Genomic DNA, 13671 nt, shown 5'->3' with positions numbered 1-13671 from the left:
ACATGCAGCAATCTAAAGAGCAACGCGTACATCATGTGTTTGAAAAAATATATAAGAATTATGACAAAATGAATTCCGTAATCAGTTTCCAACAACATAAAGCTTGGCGTAAAGATACAATGAAACGAATGAATGTGCAAAAGGGTGCATCCGCATTAGACCTTTGTTGTGGTACTGCAGATTGGACTATCGCATTAGCCAATGCAGTGGGACCTACTGGAAAAGTAATCGGTCTAGATTTTAGTAAAAACATGCTTAAAATTGGACAAGAAAAGGTGAAAAATCTTCAACTTGACCAAGTACAACTAGTGCATGGAAATGCGATGGAGCTTCCTTTTGATGATAATTCTTTTGATTATGTAACGATTGGATTTGGCCTTCGGAATGTTCCAGACTATTTGACAGTCTTAAAAGAAATGTACAGAGTTGTAAAACCTGGGGGCAAGGTTGTATGTTTAGAAACATCCCAACCAACACTCATCGGATTTAAACAATTATACTTTTTCTATTTCCGGTTTGTTATGCCTGTTTTTGGTAAGCTCTTTGCGAAAAGCTATGAGGAGTATTCGTGGCTACAAGAATCTGCAAGGGATTTTCCAGGAATGAAGGAACTTGCTAAAATGTTTGAAGAAGCGGGTTTGACAAATGTTGAGGTTAAGCCATACACATTAGGTGTTGCCGCCATGCATTTGGGATATAAAAATTAGTCCTTTGCTTCATATTTTTGTAAATTAAGGTGAAACCAATGAAATTATCTTTGATGTATTCTTATTTGAATACGGATTTAGCAATAATAGAAAAAGAATTGGAAGCATCCATCCAAGGTGAGCACCCCGTATTAAAACAGGCGGGATTGCATTTGTTACAATCTGGTGGAAAAAGATTGCGACCTGTATTTGTTCTGTTAGGAGGCAAATTCGGTAATTATGATATTGATGTAATTAAAAATGTTGCTGTTACACTTGAACTTATACACACAGCTTCATTAGTACATGATGATGTCATAGACGATGCAGATATAAGAAGAGGTAAACCTACTATTAAGGCCAAATGGGACAACAAAATTGCAATGTATGCTGGAGATTATATTCTAGGGAGCTCTCTTGAAATCATCACGAAACTTGAAAATCCTTTATTGCATAAAATCCTAGCACACACAATTGTAGAAGTCTGCTTAGGTGAAATTGAACAAATCAAGGATAAATACCGTTTCGATCAAAATCTTCGTTGTTATTTACGTAGAATAAAGCGTAAAACAGCATTGTTAATTGCGACTAGTTGTCAACTAGGTGCAATTGCCGCAGGTGTTCCGACTGAAATTCATAAAAAGCTTTTCCTATATGGTTACTATGTTGGAATGGCATTTCAAATTACAGATGATATTTTGGACTTTACGGGTACGGAGGAACAATTGGGTAAGCCGGCTGGCAGTGATTTATTACAGGGTAACATTACTTTGCCAGTACTCTATGCAATGCAGGATGAAAAATTAAAACAAGAAATCATCCAAGTTTCAGACCAAACCACTTCAACTGAGATTAAACAGATCATTACATCTATCAAACAATCAGATGCGATTAAACAATCAGAGGCAATGAGTTATCGGTATTTAGAAAAGGCATATAAGGTTCTAGGAGAATTGCCTCCTAGTCGTGCGAGAAATACCTTAACAAGTATTGCAAAGTATATAGGAAAAAGAAAATTTTAACATATTCAGTGGAGGTTATCTCCCACTGAATAATGTTAAAGACTCAGGCGCGGATGCCACAGATTTCAATAGAATATTCGTGCATAGGGACCGAAGTCTAAAACCGCCACTTCCTATAGCAGCGTCTTCATGTCCCGCTTCGTATGGGCCAACAATCTCGGCGTAACTACGCCAAAGGCATAGTTGATGAATTAAGTTGCAAACCAATCAAAATAGTGTTACTATTTTGATTGGTCACTTAATTAATGACTATATACATATTTGTTGGGGTGGAGATAAACATGGAAAAAACTTTTTTAATGGTTAAACCTGACGGCGTCCAACGCCAGCTTATCGGTGAGATTGTATCACGTTTTGAAAGTAAGGGCTTACAATTAGTAGGCGCAAAGTTAATGTCAATTTCACAAGAGCTCGCACAAGAACATTATGGTGAACATAAAGAGCGTCCGTTCTTCGGAGAACTTGTTGAATTTATTACATCTGGACCAGTATTCGCCATGGTTTGGCAAGGGGAAAATGTTATCTCTACAGCTCGTCAAATGATGGGGTCAACCAATCCTAAAGATGCTGCACCAGGAACAATCCGTGGTGATTTTGGTTTAACAGTTGGTAAAAATGTGATTCATGGGTCAGATTCACCAGCAAGTGCTGAAAGAGAAATTTCATTATTTTTCAAGGAAGAAGAACTTGTTGACTATGATAAACTAATTAATAACTGGATTTATTAATCCAACCAAACCAGCTCTTTTTCAGGGCTGGTTTTTCTAAAGGTTTTGGCACCAAGAAGTGAGGGGAAAACATGGAAACAAACTACATAAGATTTATCCAACAAATAAAAGCTAAGACAGGTATTGATTTACGTTTATATAAAGAAGCACAGATGATCAGAAGACTAACCTCATTATATGAGAAAAGGGGCTTTTCTAGTTTCCAAGACTATTATAAAGGGATTGAGCAAGATAAGGCACTTCTCCATGAATTCTTAGATCGAATGACTATAAATGTTTCAGAGTTTTACCGAAACGGAAAAAGGTGGGAGGTACTAGAAAAATTAATTCTTCCAAAGCTACTCAAAGAAAAGAAGAGTATAAAAGTGTGGAGTGCTGCCTGTTCTGCGGGTGAAGAGCCATACACGTTAGCGATGGTACTGTCTAAGTTTCTACCTCTACAACAAATCTCCATTTTAGCTACAGATATTGATGACAATGTTCTAGCTCGAGCAAAAATAGGAGTCTATCCAGAGCGTTCTCTACAAGAAGTCCCATTAGATATGAAAAAGAAGTTTTTTACTCAAGATGGCACTTTCTTTGAAATACACAACGATATTAAAAAGACAGTCACATTTAGAAAGCAAAACTTGTTAGCCGACTCGTTTGGAAGAGACTTTGACCTTATCGTTTGTCGAAACGTATTAATTTACTTTACAGAAGAGGCAAAGGATATGCTATACAACAAATTTAGTGGAGCCCTTAGAAATGGGGGAATATTATTTGTTGGGAGCACAGAACAAATATTCAACCCTGGGTCTTATGGCTTTGAGACAGAAGATACCTTTTTTTATCGAAAGAAATGAAAAAACAATGACCAATCAATATGTGTTTGCTAACATATAGTAATTGAATTTACCTAATCGGTGAATTCTTTTCTTTTATATTCAAGAGGTAAAGAGTACAAAAAATTTGAAAAAATCTTCCCGGATATACATAGATTGTGATATATTGATACATAATCGCTTTAAATTATGAAAGTGAAATTCTCACTTTTAGCTATATAAGGGGGTAACATAGATGAGATATTTAACAGCAGGGGAATCACATGGACCACAGCTTACAACCATTTTAGAAGGTGTTCCCGCCGGTCTTGAAGTGACCACAGAAGATATAAATTTTGAACTCGCTAGACGTCAAAAGGGACATGGTCGTGGAAGAAGAATGCAGATTGAAAAAGACCAAGTGCAAATCGTTAGTGGAGTGAGACATGGAAAGACATTAGGATCTCCTATTGCTTTGGTAGTTGAAAATAATGACTGGAAGCACTGGACTAAAATAATGGGTATTGAGCCAATCACAGACGAAGAAGCAGATGAAGTCAAACGTAAAATCACTCGTCCAAGACCAGGTCACGCAGACCTTAATGGAGCTATAAAATACGGTCATCGTGATATGAGAAATGTACTTGAAAGGTCTTCCGCTCGTGAAACAACTGTTCGAGTGGCAGCTGGTGCAGTCGCTAAAAAGTTTCTTGCGGCACTCGATATCCATGTTGCAGGACATGTATTGGAAATTGGGGGCGTTCGTGCAAAAGACTCTACATATTCAAGCTTGGAAGAACTTAAAACAAAGACTGAAGAGTCACCAGTGAGATGTCTAGATGAAGAAGCTGGTATTGAAATGATGAATGCGATTGATCAAGCAAAGAAAAACGGGGATTCAATTGGTGGAATTGTAGAGGTTATTGTAGAAGGAATGCCAGTTGGCGTTGGCAGCTATGTCCATTACGACCGAAAGCTTGATTCCAAAATTGCAGCAGCAATGATTAGTATTAACGCGTTTAAAGGTGTTGAATTTGGAATTGGATTTGAAGCTGCAAGAATTCCAGGTAGTAAAGTACATGACGAAATCACTTGGGATAAAGAGGATGGCTATAAGAGAAAATCAAATAATTTAGGTGGCTTTGAGGGCGGTATGACAAACGGCATGCCAATCGTTGTAAGAGGTGTTATGAAGCCAATCCCAACACTTTATAAGCCTTTAAAAAGTGTGGATATTGATACAAAAGAAGTATTTGAAGCAAGCATTGAAAGATCGGACAGCTGTGCAGTGCCTGCTGCATCCGTCGTTGCTGAGGCCGTTGTAGCATGGGAAGTTGCGAATGCAATTCTTGAACAGTTTGGACAAGATAGAATCGAATTAATTCGTGAAAACATTGACAAAATGCGAGAGTATTCGAGGGATTTCTAATGGAACAGCTAACCATTACAACTAAATCAAAGACCTATCCTATGTTTATTGGGTCGAATATCATTGATAAATTGCCTCAGGTTATTGAAGATACTTGTCAATCTGTTTCAAAGATACTTGTTATAAGTGATGAGTCTGTAGCAGCACTTTATTTAGAAAAAGTCGTGGGAATACTCGATAAGCAATTTGATAATCCATTATCATTTGTCATCCCATCTGGAGAAAGTGCTAAATCATTTGATATGTATTATCAATGTCAATCGTATGCATTGCAGAATGGACTTGATCGATCTTCTGTCATACTGGCATTAGGTGGAGGGGTGGTAGGAGATTTAGCGGGATTTGTAGCTGCTACATTCATGCGGGGTATACCATTTATTCAGATTCCGACTACTTTATTAGCACATGACAGTGCAGTTGGTGGGAAGGTAGCTATTAATCATGAGCTAGGAAAAAATATGATTGGTGCCTTCCATCAGCCGAATGCAGTGCTATATGATATCGACTTTATGAGGACACTTCCAAAGATAGAACTTCGTTCAGGATTTGCAGAAGTTATTAAGCATGGTCTTATTTGGGATAAAGAACTTTTTAGTTGGTTAACAAATGAAATAACAACCTTAGATGACCTGCGTGATGAAAAGCTCCAGTACTCGGTATTACAAGGGGTAGCGGTGAAAGCGAAGGTTGTTTCTGAGGATGAACAAGAAAAAGGATTACGTGCCATCTTGAACTTTGGACATACGTTAGGACATGCAATTGAAGCTGAACTTGGTTATGGAAAGATAACCCATGGAGATGCCGTTGCAGTCGGAATGATATTTGCTCTAAAGGTTAGTGAGGAAATATACAATATTGATTTATCTTCTGACAAGATAAAAGCCTGGTTTGCTCAATTTGAGTTTCCAACCAGCATTCCGAACACGGTAGATCCTGCAAAGTTGCTTGAACGTATGAAACATGACAAAAAGGCAACTTCTGGCATTGTAAAAATGATACTATTGAAAAACATAGGAGAAACCGTCATAAAAGATATAGATGACCAGCAGTTACTCCGTTTATTAAAAAAACATGGATAGGTAGGCTCTGGCGATGAGGAGGAGTGAGAATGGTAAGGGGAATACGTGGTGCAACCACAATTACAGCAAATACCAAACAAGAGATATTAGACGCCACTGAAAAACTACTACGCGAAATGATTGTTGAAAACCAGATAGAAGCATCTGATGTCGCTCAAATATTATTTTCCGTAACGGATGACATTAATGCGGCATTTCCGGCAGCAGCAGCTAGGCAAATTGAAGGCTGGACATATGTACCGGTGATAAGTATGAGGGAAATTCCAGTTCCAGGATCACTGCCAATGTGTATTCGCGTAATGATGACTGTTAATACAATCATCAAACAACAGGATATCCACCATGTTTATCAAGAGGGAGCCATTGTACTTAGACCTGATTTATCTGTTGTAAAAGAGTAATAAAGGTAATTAAAAAATGGTATACAATGGATTGACAATTACACGCCTGATAAGATATTATAAATGAATACTATTTAGTATAGTTAGATTTTTTAGAAAAGTTAGAGTTGAGCATAGGGTAGACGAGAATGAGAGAGTTTAGCTGAGGTTAGTTTTTAGTGTATATGTAGTCTTCTACCCAAAGATACGAACGTATGTGTCTTTGGGTTGTTTATTTTTTGCCTATAAAATCTTACTATGTATGTTATAGGCAATACCTTTTGTTACATACCTCCTAAATCCTCATTCTTCATTTTATATGAAGGAGTGAGCCAAATGAATACGTACGATTTTTCCTCGTTTGAGTCCGATTCAACACAATATCGGACAATACCAATTGTGAAACGTTTCTTAGTTGATACGTTAACACCCATTCAAATTTTCCAAAATTTAAAAAATGAAGCTTCCTTTTTGTTAGAAAGTAAGGATGATGAATCAGATTGGTCTAGATATTCTTTCATTGGATTAAAGCCATTTCTGTTTATCGATGAAAACAAAGGTCGCTACTTTGTGAAAAACGAAAACCAACAAAGTATGGTTAAGAAAAAGTCCGTTAAGGATGCCTTTGACTGGATTAAAGATTATTTAGTCCTAAAACCACTTGATATTGAAATTCCCTTTTATGGTGGGGCGGTTGGATATATTGGATATGATGCAATCTCGACCTTTGAAAAGGTGGAAGAGCACCATAATAATGACTTAAATATGGAGCGCTATCAGTTTTTCTTTTGTGAAACGATTCTTGCTTTAGATCATCATTCCCGTGAATTAATTATTGTTCATTATATTCGGTTAAATGGGGATGAAAATGGACCAATTAAGAGAGCGGTCTTTGATCACGCCAATTCTAAGATCAATATGTACCTATCTAAGATTATTCAAAATAAAGAACAAAATGAAATGTTACTTTTACCAAGGTTGCACGAGATCCCAAGCGTTTCGGATATAAAAACCAACTTTGAAAAACAGGATTTTCTCGATGCGGTACTAAAAATAAAGGATTATATTTCCGAGGGTGATATTTTTCAAGCTGTTTTATCACAGCGCTTTGAAATACCGGTAACTGTTAGTGGTTTTCAACTATACAGAGTGTTGCGGATGGTTAACCCTTCACCATATTTATTTTATATCAAAATAAATGACATTGAGATTGTTGGTAGTTCACCTGAACGTTTAATAAAAATTCACAACAAGCACTTAGAAATACATCCAATTGCTGGAACAAGAAGAAGAGGAAAAACAAAAGAAGAGGATGATGCACTCGCAATAGAATTACTTCAAGATGAGAAGGAGAAGGCAGAGCATTATATGCTGGTAGACCTCGCAAGAAATGATATAGGAAGAGTTTCAACATTTGGCTCTGTAAAAACGCCTGTTCTTATGGAAGTTGGGAGATTCTCACATGTTATGCATCTAATCTCTAAAGTAACAGGTGAACTAGATGAAAAAATTGATCCGTTGGATGCTTTATTAGCTGCTTTCCCTGCTGGTACGGTTTCCGGTGCCCCAAAAATTAGGGCTATGCAAATTATTTCAGAGCTTGAACCGACCGCTCGAAATTTGTATGCAGGGACAATTGCCTACATCGGTTTTGACGGAAATATTGATTCGTGTATTACTATCCGAACAGCTGTCATAAAGGATGGAGTTGCCTACGTACAAGCGGGGGCAGGTATCGTCGCAGATTCTGTTCCTGAGCATGAATGGCTGGAAACGGTTAATAAGGCTAGTGCATTGATACAAACAATTCAATTGGCAGAAGAAGCTTTCGATAAGGAGGATATTCATGTTTAAACATCTTTTAAATAAATGCATTAATGGTGACTATTTAACTGAAGAAGAAAGCTATCAAGTGATGGATGAGATTATGTCTGGAAAAGCGACTGCTAGTCAAATTGCAAGTCTACTGTCTATCTTGAGGTTTCGAGGGGAAACAGTTGATGAGATTACAGGTTTTGCAAAAGCGATGCGAGAACACATGATGCAGCTAGATTATGAGAATGAGTTCGTGATTGATACTTGTGGTACAGGTGGAGACGGAGCTTCAACCTTCAATATTTCAACAGCATCTGCGATTGTTGTTTCTGCCCTAGGGGTAAAGGTAGCGAAACATGGGAATCGTGCCGTTTCATCCAAAAGCGGTAGCGCTGATGTTTTAGAATATTTAGGCGTTGAGATTCAATCCACTCAAGAAGAGGCAAGAGAAGCTTTAAATAAACGGAATATGAGTTTTTTATTTGCTCCCATTTATCACGCTGCAATGAAACATGCGGTTACACCGAGAAGAGAAATTGGATTCCGAACAATCTTTAATTTACTAGGTCCAATGGCAAATCCGGCTAGGTGTAAGAAACAAGTGTTAGGGGTCTATTCTACGGAGTATGCCGAAAAGATGGCATATGCCCTTCAAAAACTAGGTTCAGAACATATTTTATTCGTATCTGGTAGGGACGGGTTAGATGAATGTAGTATTTCCACAGAAACTGATGTTGTGGAATTAAAAAATGGAGAGATTTCAAGATTTGTGTTAGCACCAGAGAATGTCAATCTCCCACGGGGAAATATGAAAGATATTCAAGTATCTTCTGTGATAGAAAGTGCTACTCTTTTACAGGAGGTTTTATATGGAACTGCGAACGAAAGTGCCACAAATATTGTTTTACTTAATGCGGGAGCGGCCATCTATGTATCAGGAAAGGCGAAAAGCATTGGCGAAGGTGTTGATTTAGCAAGAGAAGCTATTGTTACGGGGATGGCAAAGCGTCAATTTGAACAGCTAAGAAATCGTGAGGTGGAATACTATGCTAAATAAAATCATCGAACAAAAAAAGATTGAGTTGGAAAGCCTCGAATATCCTGAGATAGATTGTGAGATAGAACAGAGGTCGTTATACAATGCACTCGTTAAACCGAATCGGTCAATTGGACTAATTGCGGAAGTGAAAAAGGCGTCACCATCAAAAGGTATTATACGAGAGGATTTTCACCCAGTCTCTATTGCAGCTGAGTATGAGGACGCAAAGGCAGATGCGATTTCCGTGTTAACGGATGAAAAATTCTTTCAAGGATCAATGAAATACTTAATTGATATTAAGAAAAGGGTTAATATCCCTGTACTCAGAAAGGATTTTATCATTGACGCAAAACAGATTCGCCAAAGTAAAAAAATCGGTGCGGATGCGATTTTATTAATTGGAGAAGTCCTTGATCCAAAACAATTACATGAATATTATTGTGAAGCGTATGAAAGTGGGATGGAGTGTCTTGTAGAGGTGCATTCCCGGGAAACACTGGAACAAGTATGTAAATATGTTTCTCCAAAACTAGTAGGCATTAATAATCGAAATTTAAAGGTATTTGAGACTTCCATTATTCATACGGCTGAAATTGCAATGGAAGCACCTGCTGAGAGTCTTGTAGTGAGTGAAAGCGGGATTCATAGTCCACAGGATATCAAGGATATTAGTAGGTTTGGAGCAAAAGCAGCACTTATTGGTGAAGCTTTTATGCGGGCAACATCACCTGGATTAGGGATTAGGCAAATCTTTGGCGAGGTAGCAAATGAAACGTCCAATTATTAAGTATTGTGGCAATAAATCACATGAGGATGTTCTAGTAGTTTCAAAAAGTAACGCGGACTATATTGGGTTTATTTTTGCTGATAGTAAAAGAAAAGTAGAGCCAACTGAAGTAAAGAATTGGTTGCAAGAGGTAGATATACAGAATAAAAAGGTAGTTGGTGTTTTCGTTAATGCAGAGCTTGACGACATTATGACAGTGTTAGACCAAGTTCCTCTATCTATTATTCAATGCCATGGAACTGAATCAGTAGAGTTTGTTGAACAAATTAAGGAAGTTACGACACAGAATGTATGGAAGGTGATCCATCATAATAATATATCTCTTCAGGAAATGAAACAGTTCAAGGGCGTTGCGGACGGTTATGTAATTGATACAAAGGTAGCAAACATGTGGGGAGGTTCTGGTGTTTCATTTGATTGGAAATCAGTCCCAAAATACCAACGTGAGGCTCATAATCAGGGAGTTCCTTGTTTCATAGCTGGCGGTATTCATTCTCGAAATATTTCAGAGCTCCTACAATATGAAATTGACGGGTTTGATATATCGAGTGGGATTGAACTTGAAGGAAAGAAAGATTACAGTGTCATTCAAACTATAGAGAAGCAGGTGGATAAGTATGAACAACGTACCTAATCAACATGGTAGATTTGGAGACTTTGGTGGTAAATTTGTTCCGGAAACATTGATGACGCCATTAGAGGAGATCGAAAAGGCTCTTGAGGAAGCGTACAATGATCAAGACTTCCGAGACGAATATTTACGGATTTTGAAGGAGTATTCAGGTCGGCCAACAGCACTTACGTATGCTGAAAATTTAACTAAGCAAATAGGTGGAGCAAAAATCTATTTGAAACGAGAAGATTTAAATCATACTGGTGCACACAAAATTAATAATGCGATTGGTCAAGCCCTTCTCGCAAAAAGAATGGGCAAGAAAAAAATAATTGCAGAAACAGGAGCCGGGCAGCATGGAGTTGCAGCAGCTACGGTAGCAGCAAAATTCGGACTAGAATGTAAGGTTTTCATGGGAGTAGAGGATATTGAGAGACAAAAACTAAATGTGTTTAGAATGAAGCTTCTCGGTGCTGAAGTAATACCTGCAACGAGCGGTAATCAAACGTTAAAAGATGCAACAAATGAGGCAATTCGTTACTGGGTACAACATTGTGAAGATCATTATTATATGATTGGTTCAGTTGTTGGTCCCCATCCATATCCAAAAATGGTACGTGATTTTCAGCGAATTATTGGTGATGAGTCTAGAGAACAATTCTTACAACGTGAAAATCAGTTACCTACAGCCATTGTTGCTTGTGTTGGTGGGGGAAGTAATGCAATTGGCATGTTTTATCCATTCCTAGATGACGATGTACGTTTAATTGGTGTAGAAGCAGCAGGTAAAGGTGTTGACACTTCTTTACATGCAGCAACGATTACAAAAGGTACTAAAGGAATCATTCATGGTTCGCTAACTTATCTATTGCAGGATGAACATGGACAGATCATCGAACCATATTCTATTTCTGCTGGACTAGATTATCCAGGTGTTGGTCCTGAACATGCATACCTTGCATATAACGGCAGAGTAAACTATGAAGGAGTGACTGATCAGGAGGCACTTGATGCATTACAAATGCTAACTAGAGTTGAAGGTATTATTCCGGCTATTGAATCTGCCCATGCAATGGCAAAAGCGATCCAGATTGCAAAAGAGATGTCACCCGAAGAATCACTGTTAGTATGTTTATCTGGCCGTGGTGATAAAGATGTCCATTCATTAATGACATATATAGAAGAAGGGGGAGCTAAAAATGAACACAACCTTTACGAAACGATTGCCCAAGGCTGAGAAATTATTTATCCCATTCATTGTTGCTGGTGACCCACACCCCGATGTTACTGTGGAAATAGCTCTTACCCTACAGGAAGCCGGTGCGTCGATCCTAGAATTAGGGATTCCGTACTCAGATCCATTGGCAGATGGTCCTGTTATTCAAAGGGCATCTTCAAGAGCGTTGAAGAATGGGGTAACACTAGAAAATTCTATGAATCTAGTTTCTGTAATGAGAAAAAAAGGACTAAAAATTCCGGTTATCATCTTTACCTATTACAATCCTGTGCTACAATTAGGAGAAGAAAACTTTTTCGCTTTAGCGCGACAAAATGGTATAGATGGCTTGCTCATTCCAGACCTTCCGTTTGAAGAAAGTGAAGATTTACGTAAGAAATGTGAGTTTGAGGGATTGAAATTTATCTCTCTAGTGGCTCCAACTTCAAGTAGTAGAATTAAAATGATTGCGACAAATGCCCAAGGGTTTTTATATTGCGTTTCATCTCTCGGTGTAACTGGTGTTCGAAATTCACTAAACAAAGAGGTATACTCATTCTTAGATGAAGTAAAACGCTATAGCAACATACCGGTTGCGGTAGGGTTTGGAATTTCTAATGCTTCACAGGTTGAGACCTTAAAGAACCACTGTGATGGAGTTATTATGGGCAGTGCTTTGATTCAAAAAATAGAGGAACTAGTGCCAGGTTTGGTCGATGAAGGAACAAGAGCCCCAGCCTTATGCCATTTTAAAGATTTTATTAGTGATGTAATAACTCCTATTAACTAATGAGTAAGAGGTGCAGCTTAAATGAATATCAAAGAACAGCTTTTGGAATTAAAACCATATCAGCCAGGAAAGCCAATTGAAGAGGTAAAAAAGGAATATGGGCTAGATAAGATCGTAAAATTAGCATCAAATGAAAATCCCTACGGGAGTTCAGAAAAAGTAAAAGAAGCTGTAACTAGCAGTTTAACCTCCTTTGCTATCTACCCAGATGGGTATGCAACTGAACTTAGGGAAAAGGTTGCAAAACATTTAGGGGTAGATGGGGCACAATTGCTTTTTGGAAATGGGTCTGATGATGTTATCCACATCCTGACAACTGCATTGCTCGCTCCAGGGAAAAATACAGTGATGGCGACACCTTCTTTTTCTCAATACAAGCATAATGCGGTATTAGAAGGCGCAGAGGTTCGCGAAGTTGAAGCTATTGATGGTCATCATGACCTAGATGGAATGCTTGAAAAAATAGATGAAAATACAGAAATAGTTTGGGTTTGTAGCCCAAATAATCCATCGGGCGTATATGTAAGCTCAAACAGGCTTCTAACTTTTTTACAACAGGTTCCAAAACATGTTCTTGTTGTAGTTGACGAAGCATACTATGAATTTGCCGCAAACGAGGAGGATTATCCAGATACAGTAGCTTTACTACAGGACTATCCTAACCTTCTTGTTTTACGGACTTTTTCAAAAGCATACGGGCTTGGTGGACTTCGAGTAGGGTACGCGATCGGAAATAGTGAATTTATCACTAAAATTGAACCGGTACGTCAGCCATTCAATACAAACCGTGTTGCTCAAGCAGCAGCAATAGCTGCACTAGAAGATCAAGACTTTATTGCTACATATGTTGAAAAAAATAAGCAAGGCTTACAGCAGTTTTACACATTTTGCGAAGAAAATAACCTAACTTATTTTCCTTCGTTTGGCAATTTTGTATTAATTCACTTTGACCGTTCCGGTGATGAAGTATTCCACTATCTATTGGAACGTGGCTTCATTGTTCGGTCAGGAAATGCTCTGGGGTATCCATCTAGTGTTCGGATAACAGTGGGTACTGAAGAACAAAATAATGAAATTATTGCTCTATTAACAGAGATGCTCAAAAGTAATAAATAATAAACTGCGGGGGTTATCGAGTAACCCCCATTATGTGTTTTTACTTCGATGTCTAGTTCCAGGTGCCAGCAATCCCCATGTTATTAGGTCCACGCTAGGAAGTGGGATTCCCGTGTTTCGAATAAGATACATATGGAAGTGTGCCTTGTGCTTTTCTAATTTGGTGGT

Annotated in this window: 14 protein-coding genes; all 14 read left to right on the top strand. The window is 38.1% G+C overall.

The genetic code is table 11. The features are described from left to right. Nucleotides 1-2: 2 nt before the first annotated feature. The 14 genes from ACWNMY_RS02730 to hisC all read left to right on the top strand — a co-directional run bounded on the left by ACWNMY_RS02730 (nt 3) and on the right by hisC (nt 13503). A complete protein-coding gene (locus tag ACWNMY_RS02730; RefSeq protein ID WP_449536754.1) occupies nt 3-707 on the top strand; it encodes a demethylmenaquinone methyltransferase in 705 nt (234 codons plus the stop codon). 38 nt (nt 708-745) lie between these two features. Beyond that, entirely contained in the window at nt 746-1708 is a 963-nt protein-coding gene (gene hepT / locus ACWNMY_RS02725) for a heptaprenyl diphosphate synthase component II (protein WP_449536753.1), read from the top strand. Between the two features lie 281 nt (nt 1709-1989). After that, nucleotides 1990-2436 carry a nucleoside-diphosphate kinase gene (gene ndk, locus ACWNMY_RS02720; RefSeq protein ID WP_449536752.1) on the top strand — a complete coding sequence of 149 codons (447 nt, stop codon included), beginning with the start codon at nt 1990-1992 and terminating at the stop codon, nt 2434-2436. A gap of 71 nt (nt 2437-2507) precedes the next feature. Continuing rightward, entirely contained in the window at nt 2508-3281 is a 774-nt protein-coding gene (locus tag ACWNMY_RS02715) for a CheR family methyltransferase (RefSeq protein ID WP_449536751.1), read from the top strand. A gap of 214 nt (nt 3282-3495) precedes the next feature. Continuing rightward, complete coding sequence (gene aroC, locus ACWNMY_RS02710; protein ID WP_449536750.1) at nt 3496-4668, top strand: chorismate synthase; 1173 nt, start codon at nt 3496-3498, stop codon at nt 4666-4668. Beyond that, on the top strand, nt 4668-5747 hold the full coding sequence (aroB, locus tag ACWNMY_RS02705) for a 3-dehydroquinate synthase (RefSeq protein WP_449536749.1): 1080 nt from the start codon (nt 4668-4670) through the stop codon (nt 5745-5747). Before aroC ends, aroB begins: the two co-directional genes overlap by 1 nt. Nucleotides 5748-5776: 29 nt before the next feature. Then, the gene (aroH, locus tag ACWNMY_RS02700; RefSeq protein ID WP_449536748.1) at nt 5777-6148 is read left to right on the top strand and encodes a chorismate mutase; all 372 of its coding nucleotides are present in this window, start codon (nt 5777-5779) and stop codon (nt 6146-6148) included. A gap of 315 nt (nt 6149-6463) precedes the next feature. Beyond that, on the top strand, nt 6464-7981 hold the full coding sequence (gene trpE / locus ACWNMY_RS02695) for an anthranilate synthase component I (protein WP_449536747.1): 1518 nt from the start codon (nt 6464-6466) through the stop codon (nt 7979-7981). Next, a complete protein-coding gene (trpD, locus tag ACWNMY_RS02690; RefSeq protein WP_449536746.1) occupies nt 7974-8999 on the top strand; it encodes an anthranilate phosphoribosyltransferase in 1026 nt (341 codons plus the stop codon). Before trpE ends, trpD begins: the two co-directional genes overlap by 8 nt. After that, on the top strand, nt 8989-9768 hold the full coding sequence (trpC, locus tag ACWNMY_RS02685) for an indole-3-glycerol phosphate synthase TrpC (protein WP_449536745.1): 780 nt from the start codon (nt 8989-8991) through the stop codon (nt 9766-9768). Before trpD ends, trpC begins: the two co-directional genes overlap by 11 nt. Continuing rightward, on the top strand, nt 9749-10402 hold the full coding sequence (locus ACWNMY_RS02680; RefSeq protein WP_449536744.1) for a phosphoribosylanthranilate isomerase: 654 nt from the start codon (nt 9749-9751) through the stop codon (nt 10400-10402). Before trpC ends, ACWNMY_RS02680 begins: the two co-directional genes overlap by 20 nt. Then, entirely contained in the window at nt 10386-11618 is a 1233-nt protein-coding gene (gene trpB, locus ACWNMY_RS02675) for a tryptophan synthase subunit beta (protein ID WP_449536743.1), read from the top strand. Before ACWNMY_RS02680 ends, trpB begins: the two co-directional genes overlap by 17 nt. After that, on the top strand, nt 11581-12387 hold the full coding sequence (gene trpA, locus ACWNMY_RS02670) for a tryptophan synthase subunit alpha (protein WP_449536742.1): 807 nt from the start codon (nt 11581-11583) through the stop codon (nt 12385-12387). Before trpB ends, trpA begins: the two co-directional genes overlap by 38 nt. Before the next feature lie 21 nt (nt 12388-12408). Further along, complete coding sequence (gene hisC, locus ACWNMY_RS02665) at nt 12409-13503, top strand: histidinol-phosphate transaminase (RefSeq protein ID WP_449536741.1); 1095 nt, start codon at nt 12409-12411, stop codon at nt 13501-13503. Nucleotides 13504-13671 lie beyond the last annotated feature (168 nt).

The organism is Ferdinandcohnia sp. Marseille-Q9671 (assembly GCF_976954385.1).
Note: the sequence above shows the minus strand (reverse complement) of the source record. Positions and strands in the feature narration are given on the sequence as shown.